15 protein-coding genes are annotated in these 14,729 nt (G+C 52.2%); 12 read left to right on the top strand and 3 right to left on the bottom strand.

Annotation, left to right across the window (positions count from 1 at the left end; genetic code table 11):
- The first annotated feature begins 9 nt into the window (after window positions 1-9).
- From TGAM_RS02170 to cca, 7 genes are all read left to right on the top strand, one after another.
- Window positions 10-681, top strand: a complete 672-nt coding sequence (locus TGAM_RS02170) for a metal-dependent hydrolase (RefSeq protein WP_015858045.1) — start codon at window positions 10-12, stop codon at window positions 679-681.
- 62 nt (window positions 682-743) lie between these two features.
- Window positions 744-1,553, top strand: a complete 810-nt coding sequence (locus TGAM_RS02165) for an HAD-IIA family hydrolase (RefSeq protein WP_015858044.1) — start codon at window positions 744-746, stop codon at window positions 1,551-1,553.
- A 1-nt stretch (window position 1,554) separates the two neighbouring features.
- Window positions 1,555-1,989, top strand: a complete 435-nt coding sequence (locus TGAM_RS02160) for a ferritin family protein (protein ID WP_015858043.1) — start codon at window positions 1,555-1,557, stop codon at window positions 1,987-1,989.
- Between the two features lie 190 nt (window positions 1,990-2,179).
- Complete coding sequence (locus TGAM_RS02155) at window positions 2,180-4,915, top strand: adenosylcobalamin-dependent ribonucleoside-diphosphate reductase (RefSeq protein ID WP_015858042.1); 2,736 nt, start codon at window positions 2,180-2,182, stop codon at window positions 4,913-4,915.
- Between the two features lie 165 nt (window positions 4,916-5,080).
- Window positions 5,081-5,545 (top strand): phosphoribosyltransferase, encoded by a 465-nt coding sequence (locus tag TGAM_RS02150; RefSeq protein WP_015858041.1) that lies wholly within the window; start codon window positions 5,081-5,083, stop codon window positions 5,543-5,545.
- A gap of 39 nt (window positions 5,546-5,584) precedes the next feature.
- Entirely contained in the window at window positions 5,585-6,139 is a 555-nt protein-coding gene (thpR, locus tag TGAM_RS02145) for an RNA 2',3'-cyclic phosphodiesterase (protein WP_015858040.1), read from the top strand.
- Between the two features lie 5 nt (window positions 6,140-6,144).
- Window positions 6,145-7,509 carry a CCA tRNA nucleotidyltransferase gene (gene cca / locus TGAM_RS02140; protein ID WP_015858039.1) on the top strand — a complete coding sequence of 455 codons (1,365 nt, stop codon included), beginning with the start codon at window positions 6,145-6,147 and terminating at the stop codon, window positions 7,507-7,509.
- Here cca and TGAM_RS02135 read toward each other — a convergent pair.
- Entirely contained in the window at window positions 7,506-9,233 is a 1,728-nt protein-coding gene (locus TGAM_RS02135) for a hypothetical protein (RefSeq protein WP_015858038.1), read from the bottom strand. The two genes, cca and TGAM_RS02135, sit on opposite strands and share 4 nt — an antisense overlap.
- A gap of 103 nt (window positions 9,234-9,336) precedes the next feature.
- On the opposite strand from TGAM_RS02135, the gene TGAM_RS02130 reads away from it, so the two are divergent.
- The gene (locus TGAM_RS02130) at window positions 9,337-9,645 is read left to right on the top strand and encodes a hypothetical protein (protein ID WP_015858037.1); all 309 of its coding nucleotides are present in this window, start codon (window positions 9,337-9,339) and stop codon (window positions 9,643-9,645) included.
- A gap of 1 nt (window position 9,646) precedes the next feature.
- On the opposite strand, the gene TGAM_RS02125 is transcribed toward TGAM_RS02130, so the two are convergent.
- The gene (locus TGAM_RS02125; protein WP_048811026.1) at window positions 9,647-10,078 is read right to left on the bottom strand and encodes an OsmC family protein; all 432 of its coding nucleotides are present in this window, start codon (window positions 10,076-10,078) and stop codon (window positions 9,647-9,649) included.
- 108 nt (window positions 10,079-10,186) lie between these two features.
- Here TGAM_RS02125 and TGAM_RS02120 point away from each other — a divergent pair, with 108 nt between their 5' ends.
- Genes TGAM_RS02120 through TGAM_RS02105 form a run of 4 tightly spaced genes read left to right on the top strand, consistent with a single transcriptional unit; the run spans window position 10,187 to window position 12,549 of the window.
- Window positions 10,187-11,041, top strand: a complete 855-nt coding sequence (locus tag TGAM_RS02120) for a DMT family transporter (protein WP_048811025.1) — start codon at window positions 10,187-10,189, stop codon at window positions 11,039-11,041.
- Between the two features lie 46 nt (window positions 11,042-11,087).
- Window positions 11,088-11,453, top strand: a complete 366-nt coding sequence (locus tag TGAM_RS02115) for a hypothetical protein (RefSeq protein WP_015858034.1) — start codon at window positions 11,088-11,090, stop codon at window positions 11,451-11,453.
- A 49-nt stretch (window positions 11,454-11,502) separates the two neighbouring features.
- Window positions 11,503-12,312: a hypothetical protein gene (locus tag TGAM_RS02110; RefSeq protein ID WP_015858033.1), complete on the top strand. Its 810-nt coding sequence runs from the start codon at window positions 11,503-11,505 to the stop codon at window positions 12,310-12,312.
- 48 nt (window positions 12,313-12,360) lie between these two features.
- The gene (locus tag TGAM_RS02105) at window positions 12,361-12,549 is read left to right on the top strand and encodes a C2H2-type zinc finger protein (protein ID WP_015858032.1); all 189 of its coding nucleotides are present in this window, start codon (window positions 12,361-12,363) and stop codon (window positions 12,547-12,549) included.
- A 49-nt stretch (window positions 12,550-12,598) separates the two neighbouring features.
- Here TGAM_RS02105 and TGAM_RS02100 read toward each other — a convergent pair whose 3' ends face one another.
- Entirely contained in the window at window positions 12,599-14,701 is a 2,103-nt protein-coding gene (locus TGAM_RS02100) for a hypothetical protein (protein ID WP_238516235.1), read from the bottom strand.
- Between the last annotated feature and the right edge of the window lie 28 nt (window positions 14,702-14,729).

Genomic DNA, 14,729 nt, shown 5'->3' with positions numbered 1-14,729 from the left:
GTGGTGGTGATGGTGAAGGTGAAGTTCCTCGGCCATGCGGCTTTTCTGATTGAGGGGAGCAAGAAAATCCTTATAGACCCGTTCCTCAGCGGCAACCCGCAGGCGGCTGTGAAGCCCGAGGAAGTTGAGGCAGACCTGATACTCGTTACCCACGCCCACGGCGACCACATCGGAGACGCGGTCGAGATAGCCAAGAGGACCGGCGCGAAGATAGTGGCGATGTACGACATAGCCAACTACATCAGCGAGCAGGGCAACGTTGAGGTCATCGGCATGAACTACGGGCCGACTGAAATAGACGGCGTCGGAATCGTCCAGGTTCCTGCCTGGCACTCCAGCAGCGACGGCAAGTACGGCATCGGCAACCCGTGTGGCTACATCGTCAAGCTCGACGGAAAGACGATTTACCACGCTGGCGACACCTTCGTGTTCCTTGACATGGGGCTCTTTGCCGAGCTCTACGGCCCGATTGACGTTGCCCTGCTCCCAATAGGCGGGCACTTCACGATGGGTCCGAGGGAGGCTGCCAAGGCCGTCGAACTGCTCAAGCCGAAGAAGGTCGTCCCGATGCACTACAACACATGGCCCCCGATTTCAGCAGATCCAGAGGAGTTCAAGAAGCTCGTTGGGGACAAGGCCGAGGTCGTCATTCTCAAACCCGGCGAAAGCCTTGAGCTCTGATTTCTCGATTTTCCGATTTATCCGATTTACTTTTAAAGGGCCCCATCCTCTTCTACTCCGGGATGAATATGATAGGGATAATCTTTGACATGGATGGTGTCGTTTACAGAGGAAACCGGCCCATTGACGGTGCCGGGGAGACGATAGAGTTCATCAAGAAAAGGGGAATTCCGTTCGTATTTCTCACCAACAACTCCACGCGGACCCCTGAGATGTACAGGCAGAAACTCCTCCACATGGGTATCGATGTTCCTGCGGGCAGTATCGTTACATCGGGTCTCGCGGCCAGGATCTATATGGAAAAGCATTTCGAGCCTGGAAGGATCTTTGTAATAGGGGGTAAAGGACTGGAGATCGAAATGGAGAGCCTCGGATGGGGGATCATTGGTCTTGAAGACTGCAGGGCAGGCAGGTGGAAGGAAATAGAGTACGTAGTCGTCGGTCTCGACCCGAACTTAACCTACGAGAAGCTCAAGTACGGAACCCTGGCAATAAGGAACGGGGCAAATTTCATCGGAACGAATCCGGACACGACTTACCCAGCGGAAGAAGGCCTCTACCCTGGGGCAGGGGCAATCATAGCGGCACTGAGAGCTTCGACGGAAAGGGAACCTCTAATCATAGGAAAACCCAACGAACCCGCCTACGAGGTCGCCAAGGAGAAACTCGGACCTGTGGACGAGATCTGGATGGTGGGGGACAGGCTGGACACAGACATAACTTTTGCCAAGCGCTTTGGAATGAAAGCGATAATGGTTCTGACAGGGGTAAACAGTCTAGAAGATCTGGAAAAAAGCAACGTAAGACCGGATCTCGTGTTCCCGAGCATTAAAGAGCTCAAGGATTACCTCTCAACGGTATTGGGGGATTAGAATGAACGTTAAAGAGCTCCTGGAGGCTCTAATACGCCAAGAAAATGAACTCTACAACCTCCACAAGCTGGGTGAAACCTTTGCAACTTTTGAGAAAATCGAGTTTGCGGACACATTTAGACTGATGGCCGAAGAAGAGCTCAGACACCGAAAAACTCTGGAGTCAATGCTCTCGGAGGGAAGTCTCGAAGAGAGCGAGATGATAGATTACCTCGATGCCCTCTCCCTTGAGCCCGTTTTGAAGGATGAAAGGGCCGAGCCTAAAAGTCTGGAGGAACTCGTTGTGGAGGCGCTGATCCGGGAGCAGCATGCCTATGAGATGTACTCAAAACTTTCGAAGATACTAGGCGGTTCTCTTGGTCATATCTTCAGAATGATGGCCGGAGAAGAGCTGAAACACGTTTACAGGCTCAAGATAATGTACGAGGCCCTCTAGCAAATGGACAAATTATCCGACACTTCTTTTTTCTACTTCATTACACCATGAGCAAAGTAAACCGGCGTTTATTGTCATTTCGCCAGCGGTTGATGGGGCAAGGTATATTTAGGGGTGAATCCCAAAGGATTCCGCTGATGCTTTTACCAAAAGGTACAATAACCCGAAACTATAAGACAGGGGTGTTTATATGGCCGTTGAAAAAGTGATGAAAAGGGACGGTAGAATCGTACCTTTTGATAGGGAGCGTATAAGATGGGCTATAAAAAGGGCAATGCTGGAAGTTGGTGTTCACGACGACAAGCTCCTCAACAGGGTCGTCAGAAGGGTTGTCAGGAGGATAAACGAGCTTTACGACGGACAGGTTCCTCACATTGAAAACATCCAGGATATCGTTGAGCTCGAGCTCATGCGCGCCGGTCTCTTTGAAGTTGCCAAGGCCTACATCCTCTACCGCAAGAAGAAGGCCGAAATCAGGGAAGAAAAGAAAAAAATCCTCAACAAGGATAGACTCGATGAGATAGATAAGCGCTTTTCCCTCAACGCCCTCCGCGTTTTAGCGAGCAGATACCTCATAAGGAACGAGAAGGGGGAGATAATCGAGAGCCCCAGGGAGCTCTTTGAGAGGGTCGCCACTCTCGCGGTCATTCCAGATTTACTCTACGATGAGCGCGTTTACGACAAGAACGGAAAGCACGAGCAGGATTTGAGCAGGGTCAAATACTACCTCGAGCACTTTGAAGAGTTCGACGGAAGGTACTCAATCGGACGCTTCAAGCTCAACAAGTACCACTTCGAGAGGCTCGTGAACCTCTACCGCGAGCTGGCGGAGAAGGGCAGGATGAAGGTCTCAATAGACGAGTTCCTGGGGATGCTCGAAAACGGGGCCTTCGACGATTACGAGAGCGAGGTGGAGGAGTACTTCAGGTTGATGACGGGACAGGTGTTCATGCCCAACACGCCGGCGCTCATAAACTCCGGCAGACCCCTTGGAATGCTCTCAGCGTGCTTCGTCGTGCCGATAGAGGACGACATGGAGAGCATAATGAAGGCGGCGCACGATGTGGCCATGATACAGAAGAGCGGTGGAGGTACAGGCCTTAATTTCTCAAAGCTCCGCCCCGAGGGGGATTTTGTCGGTTCTACGGCCGGGGCTGCCTCAGGCCCGGTCAGCTTCATGCACCTCATCGATGCCGTCAGCGACGTCATCAAGCAGGGAGGCGTAAGGCGCGGAGCGAACATGGGGATCCTGGAGGTCTGGCATCCCGACATAGAGAAGTTCATCCACGCGAAGGAGAAAAACATAGGAACCAACGTGCTCAGCAACTTCAACATCAGCGTCGGCATCTGGGAGGACTTCTGGGAGGCACTGAGAGATGGCAAGCGCTACCCACTCGTCAACCCGAGGACGGGAGAGAAGGTCAAGGAGATAGACCCCAAGAGCCTCTTCGAGGAGCTGGCCTTCATGGCCTGGAGCAAGGCTGACCCTGGAGTCATATTCTTCGACGTCATCAACAGGAGGAACGTCCTGGAGCCAGCGAAGGGAGGGCCGATAAGGGCCACTAACCCCTGCGGTGAAGAGCCCCTCTACGAGTACGAGTCGTGCAACCTCGCGAGCATAAACCTTGCCAAATTTGTAAAGTATGACGACGAAGGGAAGCCCTACTTCGACTGGGACGAGTACGCCTACGTGATTCAGAAGGTTGCCAAATACCTCGACAACGCCATCGACGTCAACCGCTTCCCGCTTCCAGAGATAGACTACAACACCAAGCTCACGAGGAGGATTGGCGTCGGAATGATGGGTTTGGCAGATGCCCTCTTCAAGCTTGGCATACCCTACAACAGCGAGGAAGGCTTCGCCTTCATGAGGAAGGCCACCGAGTACCTCACCTTCTACGCCTACAAGTACAGCGTTGAAGCGGCCAAAAAGCGCGGAACGTTCCCGCTCTACGAGAAGAGCAGATACAAGGACGGTGAGCTACCGGTCGAGGGCTTCTACCACCGCGAGATATGGAATCTGCCCTGGGACGAGCTCGTCGAGGAAATCAAGAAGCACGGCGTCAGGAACGGCATGGTAACTACCTGCCCGCCAACGGGAAGTGTTTCGATGATAGCCGACACCTCCAGCGGAATCGAGCCAATCTTTGCCCTCGTCTACAAGAAGAGCGTCACCGTCGGCGAGTTCTACTACGTTGACCCAGTCTTTGAGGCAGAGCTCAAGAAGCGCGGGCTCTGGAGCGACGAGATACTCAAGAAGATAAGCGACAACTACGGCTCAGTGCAGGGGCTTGAAGAGATTCCCGAGGACATGCAACGCGTTTTCGTCACCTCGATGGACGTCCACTGGCTCGACCACATACTGGCCCAGGCCAACATCCAGCTCTGGCTCACCGACAGCGCGAGCAAGACGATAAACATGCCGAACGACGCAACGGTGGAGGACGTCAAAGCCGCTTACCTGCTCGCCTACAAGCTCGGCTGTAAGGGAATAACAGTCTACCGCGACGGCTCGCTCTCGGTGCAGGTCTACAGCGTCGAGGGAGAAAAGAGGAAGCGCGTCCCGGCCAAGCCGAGCAGGTACGCGGTCGAGAAGCTGAAGGCCGTTGTCGAGGCCGAGCCCTGGCTGGCCAAGTTCATCAACGTCGAGGCCATCCTCAACGGCACCAACGGGAAGGGGAAAGCCGCTCTCCCCTCAGGACTGACCTTTTCGGTCGCTCACATCACACCAGCTAAACCTCCCGTTCGTGAGCACCCCCACCACGCGGAGAAGCCGGAGATTCCTGAGGAGAAGATTAAGGAACTCCTTGGGGTTGCCTACTGCCCGGTCTGCTACGAGAGGGACGGAGAACTCGTCGAGCTCAGGATGGAGAGCGGCTGCGCCACCTGCCCGCGCTGTGGATGGAGCAAGTGTGTGATTAGCTGATGCATCGTTATTTCTCCTTTTCTCTGCTTCCCAATCTTGTCCCCCTTCGGGTATTTTAACATCTTCCTGCCAAAATAGGATTTTTAAGCCCTTCATTTTAACTTCCACCACTCACCCAAAGCTTAAGTTTGCCGTTGAGGACTCACGCTATTCGGAGGTGTTAACATGGACAAGGTTTACCTGACCTGGTGGCAGGTTGATAGAGCAGTCTTCGCGCTCGCTGAGGAGATACGAAAGCACTTCATGCCCGACGTGATAGTTGGAATCGCGAGGGGAGGCTTAATCCCGGCCGTGAGACTGAGCCACGTTTTAGGAGACGTCGAGCTCAAGGTCATAGACGTCAAGTTCTACAAGGACATCGAAGAGAGAATGGAGAAGCCGAAGATAACGATTCCACTCCACGGCTCACTGGAAGGCAAGAAGGTCGTCATAGTTGACGATGTGAGCGACACGGGGAAGACCCTTGAAGTCGTCATCGAGGAGGTCAAGAAGGCCGGGGCGAAGGAGGTTAAGGTTGCCTGCCTCAGCATGAAGCCCTGGACGAAGGTCGTTCCCGACTTCTACGTTTTCCGCACAGACAAATGGATAGTCTTCCCCTGGGAGGAGTTCCCGGTTGTGGTGAGGGAGTAACCCCTTTTAACCCCTCCCCCAACTTTTCCTGGTGGTGGTATGAGGGCGTTCATAGCGATTGATGTGAGCGACGAGGTTCGCGACAACCTCCTGAAGGCCCAAGAGAGGATAGGGAGCAAAGCTGCCAAGATAAAGTTCGTCGAGAGGGAGAACTTCCACGTCACGCTCAAGTTCCTCGGCGAGATTGACGAGGTAACGGCGGAAGAGGTTAAGAAGGCCCTAGCCGAGATAGCGAGAAAGCACAAAAAGCATCGCGTTCGCGTTAAGGGAATCGGCGTCTTCCCGAACCCGAACTACGTAAGGGTGATATGGGCCGGAATAGAGAACGACGAGGGAATAAAAGCGATAGCGAACGACGTCGAGCGCGAGATGCGTCGCTTAGGCTTCAAGAAGGACAAGGACTTCGTGGCCCACATAACAATCGGACGCGTCAAGTTCGTCCGCGATAAGGTTGAACTGGCGATGGCGCTCAAAGATCTTGCCAACGAGGACTTCGGCGAGTTCGAGGTCGAGGCCATAGAGCTGAAGAAGAGCACGCTGACGCCAAAGGGTCCGATTTACGAGACGGTAGCGAAGTTCGAGCTCGCGGAGTGAGTGCAATGGAGATGGAAGAAGTCCTCAGCGAAGTCATTCAAAGGATAAGGCCAAGCGATGAAGAGAGAGCCTTCGTGAAAGGCCTGATGGAGGAGCTGAGAACAATAGCCGAGGAGAGAATAGAGGAGCTCGGCCTCGACGCTAGGCCCTACTTCGTCGGCTCACTCGCGAAGGATACTTATCTGGCTGGAGACCACGACATTGACCTATTCCTGGCCTTTCCCCTCGAAACTCCCCTTGAGGAGCTGAGGAAAAAAGGTCTGGAACTCGGAAAAGCCATAGCCGAAAAACTCGACTCCCACGAGATAGCCTACGCGGAACACCCCTACGTCCGGGCGAGATACAGGGGAGTGCGCGTTGACCTCGTGCCCTGCTACGACGTCGGAAACTGGAGGGATGTGAGAACTGCCGTTGACCGCTCGATACTCCACACGAGGTGGGTGAATGAGAACCTCAGGGGGCGGAACGACGAAGTTAGACTGCTCAAGCGCTTCCTGAAGGGCATCAACGCCTACGGGAGCGAGATTTACGTTAGGGGCTTTTCCGGCTATTTGGCCGAAATCCTCGTCATAAAGTACGGTTCTTTCCTCGATGTTGTCGAGAAGGCGGACTTCCTACTGAGGCAGAAGATAATAGACCCAGAGAACTGGCTGAGAAAAGAGCCTGAGGTTGCGCTCAAGACCGTGAAGAGGGAAACCGAGGAGGACAGACCTCTGATAGTGATAGACCCCGTCGACCCGAGGCGGAACGTTTCGGCCAACTTGAGCTGGGAGAAGTACGGGCGCTTCTACTTCAAGAGCATAGAGTTCCTTGAGAATCCCTCGGTCGGGTTCTTCTTCCCACCGGAGAAGCCTAAGGGGAGCTACCTCGACGAGCTGAGGAAGAGGGGAACAGCCCTTGTAACGCTCCTGATCAATGTCCCCGATATGGTGGACGATGTCCTTTTACCCCAGCTGGAGAGGAGCGCGAGGGGCTTTGAGAGGACCCTTGAGAGGGAAGGCTTCGGAGTCCTCGGCTGGGACGTCGGGAGAAAAGGCAGAGCCTTCATAATGCTCGAACTCGACAGGGAAAGGCGCGAGAGGGTGAAAATTAAACCCGGCCCGGAGTTTTTCACCGAGCGGGGGCGGGACTTCTACAGGAAAAATGAAAAGGTCTGGCTAATAGGGAAAAGGCTCTACTCGGAAAAGCTCGTCCGGGAGAGCGTCGTGGATGTTATCATCGAACTTCTCGAAAAGAACCAGGTATCGCTCGGAAAAGGAATAAGGGACGCAATCAGGAGGGCGGATATCCTGTTAAACTACGTTCCCAAGGAGCTGGAGGAGGAGGCGTATCTCTTCCTAAGCAGGGAAAAATGGAACATTAAAGGTTAACGCCCGTGCTCGCAGTACTGGGGATTCTCCCAGAGACCGTGTTTCTCACCTGCAATGTGACCGGTATCCGCAACGGCCCACTCGAGGTTGTAGCCCTCGATGATGCCCCTCAAGTCACCTCTAAGGTCACGTTTTCCTACGTAGAGCGCGGCCCTCGTCACGACGTTGTAGCCGCTAGTCGGGACCTCTGGCTTCAAGGCCTCGTGCCAGGCCTTCTCGCTTGTCTCCCATCCTTCCATTGAGGGCATTGCGGAGAGTTTCCAGAGGTGGTAGAGGTTCTCGAAGTTGAGGAGCTTTAGATAGGCTCCGAGGAAGAGACTCCAAAGCTCGCTTCCCTCGAAATACTTCATCAGCTCAATCAGAGCCTTCGCCATTACTGAGACGTTGGAGAAGGCAACGCGAGTGTCGAGGTTCTCCCAGAAACGCGGGCAGGAGTGGTTGGCGAGGAGCATAAGGTAGTAAATCCTTCCGAGCTTCAGAGCATTTCTGTCTCCACCGGCAGGCTCAAGCACGTAGTCGAGAGAGGTCTCAATGCCGAAGTAACCGTAGTAGTCCCTGAAGAAGATCCTCGCGTACCTGACCAGGAACTCCTCTGGGCCGGCGTTAAGCTCTTTCAGGCCCGTTAAAACGCCGAGCCTCACAGTTCTGTTGAGCTCGCCGAAAAGGCGCGTGAAGGCGACCTTCCAGAGCTGGGAGATTTTCCTTCCGTCTACTTCCCTCGCGAAGACCCGCCCATCGACCCTCCTGTAACCGAGCCAGCGCGAGTCGCTCGTCTTGCCGTCAAGGCTCAGATCAAAGTAGTCGCTCCAGCTCGAGTAGTCCTTAACCGGCATCTCGAAGGAGCATTCACCCTCAAGGCGCCTGAACTCGCTGGAGAGCTTCCTCCAGACGAAGGAAGGAGCAGAGATCCTCTCAACTCTGCTTCTCCCAAGAGCATCCATCCACGCAACGAAGCGGTCTAGCTGTGCCGGATTACCGAGCAGACTCTCAAGGTCGCTCGCGGTGAAAATGAGATAGGGGACGCCGAGCTTCTCTTTGTATTCGTCCCTCCGCGAGAGGGTCTCGTTTACCAGCCCGGAGACGTCGAGGGTGTTGAAGGCGAAGGCGTCGCTCAGGCTCCACTCACGACCGAAAACGAAGGAGTTACCGTAGCGGTTGCAGGAGTACTTCGCCTGCGGAAAGTCGTAGAGTAGTTGCCTTTCATCGAGCAGGAAGACGAGCTTTTTCTCGGTCAATGACTCGATGAGCTGGGCGGTTTTTCCCGTTATCACGGCCTCCGGGAGCCAGTAGCCGATTACCGGCTTATCCCCGATTAGAGGAGCGTAGAAGTCAAAGGAAACCCTAGCGAGGATTTTCTGTTCGAACTCATCGAGGTGGGGCATTATCGGGTGAAACGGAACGGTTGGAACCGCGTCAATTGATTCAAAAAGCTCGACGGTTTCTTCGAGGGCCTTTTTTTGGTAGCGGAGAAGCATGAAAAAAGTGAAGGGCTCGATATCGACGCTGACCCCTTTAAGCCTTGACAGAACCTCGGAGATCCTCTCGTAGGAGTAGAGCATAGCCCTCGTCCAGTTCTCACCCCTGACTTCTTCATCGCCGATTCTTACTGCAACGGGGCTTTTTCTCTCTTCATACTCTATCGGCCCGGAGCCGTCACCGTCATTGACGTAAACTATATCGCCAGGCTGATAGGCGTGAAAATGGTGGGCGTACTTCATAAACATGGTCTCACCGGGCGTGATACGTTATTGAGCTTTATCACCTTTCCTACCCACATCTGCCCGATAGGTTAATAAACCTGTCCAACAAAGTACAGCTGGTGGAAGAATGAAGAGGCTTGTAAGAGAACTCCTCGGGGAGGATCTGGCCAACTACCTAGAACTCCTGAGGGCAAAGCTTGCCTTTGCCGAAGAACTTTACGGGGTTAAGATGAACTACGTCCCCCTGATCCCAGAAGGAGAAGTTGTAATTCTAGACAGGAGGGATGGCCTCATAAAGTGGCTAAAAAGCAAAGAACCTCTCAATGAACACGAACTGAGAAAGCTCTCCAAGAGGATAAAAAGAAACCTTGAGAGTGGCTATGTGGAGATGCTCTTGGCCATGAACATGTCATGCATTAACGGACCCGGTGAGTGAATCACTCTCTCTCAATCTCTATTCTGACGGGTGTCGGGTTGGCCAAGTTGTCACTTATTGGACAGCGTTCCTCCACGAGGCTGAGCCATTTCTTCAGGGTTTCCTCATCAGCGTCCGTTTTGACCCTAATGGTCACATCTATCTCCTTAAAGCCGGCCCTGCCGTTATCGACCCCCATAAACTTTGAGGGGTTGAATATTCCGACGATTTCAACCTCCATGCCCTCAACATCGATTTTTAGATCTTTGGCAACTAGAGTGCCGACTATGTTCAGACATCCCGCCAGCGCTGCGAGCTGGTAGTGGAGCGGGCTTGGAGCTTCACCACCAAGTTTATCCACCACTATTTCAAAGCCGTTCCCCACCACCTTCATCTTGGTTGGGGAAACTCGGATTCCCGATATTTTCACAGGCATGTCCTTGTACTTCGGCATCTTCGCCACCTCATCGGAAGATCCAACGGAAACCTTAAAAGCGTCTCCAAAACCAAAGGTTTAGAAACGTTGGTTCAGGAAAAGAACGAAGGAGTAAGGGTAAGGCGTATGAAGAGGGAAGAAGCGATACTCTTGGGCATAACAGCGATCTGGGGTTCAACATTTCCGGTCATGAAGGTAAGCCTCAACTACTCCGAGCCGATGACGTTTTTAGTGTACAGGTTTGGTATTGCCTCTCTGCTAATGCTCCTCATTTTCAGGAGACGAACGTTGAGATGGAGCACTTTCTGGAGGGGTTTTGTCCTTGGCGTTACACTGTTTCTAGGGCATGGTTTCCAGATTGTGGGACTCAAATACACAACCCCCTCCAACTCAGCCTTTATAACATCCCTCTACGTAGTTTTTACACCATTCGTGGCATACTTCATCCTTGGGGAGAGGATAAGAAGGAGAGATGTGGAATCACTACTTCTCGCCCTGCTTGGTCTTTATCTGATCTCCGGGGCCTCCCTGAAGTTTAACTATGGAGATCTACTAACGGTGCTGTGTGCTGTGAGCTTCGCTTTCCAGATAGTACTCGTCGAGAGATTTGGAGAAAACGATTATCTTAGCCTCTCCTTCTGGCAGATATTCTGGAACTTCATCTTATCGACGCTTTACATAACCATCACTGGAGAGCTTACGCTCTGGAGAAATTCAGTTCCCTGGCTCGGAGCACTCTACACGGGCGCTTTCGCAACAGTTCTTGCCTTCACCCTTCAGATCAAGTATCAGAAGTACATCAAGGCCTACCGAGCGGCGCTTATCTACTCCACCGAGCCAATATTCGGGCACATTGCCTCTCTCCTGGTTTTCGGAAAGCCCCTCAGTCCCGAGGGATACCTTGGAGCTCTACTCATCCTCGGTGCCATCTGGAGAGAAATACGAAATGAACAACACCAATTGCCCCCGGAACACTTTTAAGAACTGAAAGTTAATAAACAAGTGAAGAACCCAAGGGGGTGATATCGTGGTTCACGAGTACATCAAAGGCAAAATCAAAGAGTTCACCAAAGAGGAAAAGGAGAAGCGCTACAAGTACTTAGGAAAAGAGGTCATAGATGTCGGCGATCCCGGACTCGACAGCATCCCAGAGTTCTACGGTATAGCCAATGCCATATGGCGCGACTGGAAGAACGGTGAGATAAGCACCAAAACGGCTCTCGGAAGGCTCGCACTTCTCAAGTTGCTCACCTACAAGACCAAAAACAGGAAAATCCAGGATATTCCTGAGGAAGAACTCGAGGAAGTCAGGAAGTTCATTGACTATGTGATACAGGTCATTAGGAACGAGAGCAGAAGAAGAGGCGAGCCAGAGGAGGAAAGGAACGCTTAATGGCCGTTTTCTTTTTAACTTTAACGGGAAACCTATTATAGGTGGTTGGATGAGATTCGAGGTTCTCTCAAAGGATGATATGAACGAGCTCTCAAGGCAGCTGAGCAGGGCTGGGATAATGAACAGAAAGATAGAAGAGGTTAGAAAGGAAGTATCGCACTATGTAATCATCGCTGGCAGGTACGGGGAACTCTTTGAAAAGGCTGAGGGTATCCCACCCGTAGAGGAGGCACTTCACTCCATTCGTGGAGTTTATCAAAGGGTTTTTCTATCAAGGGAGATAGGGGAGGAAATCAGCCCAGAAGAGCTTCTTGAGGAGATGGACGGGGGTCTAGCCCTTCTGGAGGCCCTGGCGAGTGAGGGGGCAATTGAGGAGAAAGGAGAAAAATTAAAAGTCGTTTCAAAACCGCCGCTAGAGGATCTTGAGATAGAACTCAGATTTCCTCTCGACGAGCTTGGAGAAAATCTCGAGGAACTGGAGAAAAGGTTCAGTCCGAGAATGATAACAGAGGTAGCCATGATGAAAGCCTACTACGTTGAGGTACTTGAGGTTGATAGAGAGCTCATCGAGGCTGCACTCGAAATAGCGAGGGAGTACTCGACGGAGGAAAGCTACGTTGAGGCCATGTTCGTGGGTATAGCAAGATCCGTCCTGGCAGACGTGATTCTAAGATTGGCAGAGCGGACACGGAGAAAAGACGAACTGATAGAGAAACTCCTCGAAATGGAACCCCTGAGCGTTGAAGGGGAAAGGGAAACCGTTCAGGTGTACTTTGACGAGGAGACCATTGAGAGCTTCCTAAAGGAGCTCCAAACCCTGGGATACCTCAAAGTCAAGGGCAACAGGATATGGGCCTAGCGCAACCTTTAAAAAATGGAAATGCGGGGAAGAATCGGAGGTGGGAGGATGGTGGAGCTTAAGGCCATCACCTTCATCGATAGGGATGGCGAGCTCTACTATCGCTGCCCCCGCTGCGGTATGGTCTTCAGGAAGAGCAGGGACTACATAAGGCACGTTAACAAGGCACACGGCTGGCTCTTTAGGGGTGGCCGGCCAAAGGGCAAGAGGGCCCTCAAGAAGCTGGGAAAGGAGTGACATCCTCTCGGGATGACGAGAAGCCAGGACACTGAAATATGATGACCGGTCAGGGCTTTCCGACCGTTCCGATTCTCAGAATTTTTATCCTGTCCCCATAACTGAAGCCGTTTTTATCACCGGAGTAAGCCCTGACAATAGGGAGAACCCTTCCATCCATCTCATCCCACTCACCAACTACAAAGGAGACATTCCCCCACTTCGTTCTGTTCCGGAGGATTTCATTTTTGAGTAACCAGAGCCCGGCGGCAACACCGTCCAGGGAAGGTGAGCTGATGACGATCACGGGGGTGTCGTTTACTAAGACCGCCTGAACGACGAACATCGAGCGGTCAACGTCCCCCTTTATCCTTCCCTCCCTGATGGCGAAATAGTACCTGAAGTGGGGGCCAGTAATTACCGAGTAGTTGACCACCACCGGGAGGAAGTACTGAGACTCAAGTTTTGAAATCAGAGGATTTAAGGTGGAGTTGCCCAAAGCAAGAACGGGGTCTCCTTCTCCTCTAATGTGAAAGAGAGAGCGAATCCAAGACACAAGATCCGGAGGAATGTTTCCCGTAACAATTGTCGCACGGGATAGGTTCACTGAAGTCAGGGGGATCTCCCTGTAGGGATAAGGAGAATGGCACAGGTCTGAGACGCAGAGATCGGATTCTGGAAGAGGTTCCACGTTACCCGGATAGGGCTCAATGCGGTTTCCATAGGCCCACCCTAGGAACGATAGCACAAGGGAATTCTCAGGGGGAGTGAGGGTATCCCCCTTATAAACAAACCCCGGACCCACCCGGGACAGCAGCTCAAGATCGCACCCTGTCCAGTAGTAGGGGTAGTTATAAGCGATGGGAGGACGGCTAACGTTTAGAACACTAGCTGTGATCCCAAAGACTAATATGAAAACAAATGCCCTACGCCATTGTAGGCTGCCCAACAAGGCCTCGATCTCACGCGCTACAAAGGGAAGGGAGAACACGACGAAGTACTGATACATTCGGATCATCCAGTTTCTGAAGCCAAAGCTTCCGAAGCTGGCAGGCATCACCGTCGAGACGAGAAGGGCGAAAACCATTAGAACTACCATGAAGACGAGAACCTCCCTACTGAAGTCGGATCGTTTTTCATTGAGCGATCCGATAAACCCCGCGATGGTGAGGATTCCAAAGAGAAAGTTTCCTGCCTGCATTATCACGATGAAATTAGGACTGCGGTACACGAGTTCGTAAACGTTTCTCCCCAAATAGAACTGAAGTATCATAAGGGCTAGCATTGCAAGGGTTCCAAGGAGGGTGTATAACCCTGCCCTCCTAACGACCTCACCCCTAATTCTCTCCAGAATCAAACTGAAAGTAGGAGTTCTTCTCCACAGTGAGGCAACAATTGGACCGGAGACCAAAAGGAAAAGCCATCCAAGAAGGAGGGACGAGTAAAAGTTCCAGCCAAGAAAATGGAACAGGGTGTTTGTGGAGTGCTTGAACATCCATTTTATCGAGAAGACCATAGTCTCGTATCCGGGCATGAAAAGAAGGAAGAGGGCAAAAAAAGAAGGAACCAGCGAAAGGAAGTAAACCTTTAGGGGTCTGCCCCTAATCAGTTCAAGAACGCCCACGAACCAGACTAAGGCAAGAAACACTGCAAATGAAAGGATATGGGCAAGGCCCAACAAGACCCACAGAACGGAGACCCCGAGGAGTACCTTAAATCTAGGTAAATCTTCCTCGTGAACCCTAAGGATAAACAGAAGAAGAGCCAGACCCACTAGTGTTCCTATCTGCTGCGGTCTGACCTCGTTGGAGGACCACAGGAGGTGGCTGCTCAGGAGTAAAGCCAAGAAAAACGGAAACGACATTGATGAATAACCGCTGAACGATTTATGGAATCTGAGAAGAAGAAAAGGATAGACAATGAACAGCCCCAACGAGACTAATAGGAGGGAAATCACGGGGTTAGAAATGATAGCGTTAACCGCCCGCAGAACACAGGGGGTTATCATTCCCGAGTACACACCGCCTATTCTCAGAGTTGAGAGATAGTAGGCTTCGTCGAAGGTTGTCGTTATTCTACCAGAACTAAACCTTATAACAAACCATACCACGAGAAACACACCAGCAGCCAATGTTTTACCCATTGGAGAATTCTTCGAAATCAAAACGACCACCGAAGGAGTTGTAATAAACAAACGAGAA

Origin of the sequence: Thermococcus gammatolerans EJ3, from assembly GCF_000022365.1 — an archaeon.
Lineage (GTDB): Archaea > Methanobacteriota_B > Thermococci > Thermococcales > Thermococcaceae > Thermococcus > Thermococcus gammatolerans.
Note: the sequence above shows the minus strand (reverse complement) of the source record. Positions and strands in the feature narration are given on the sequence as shown.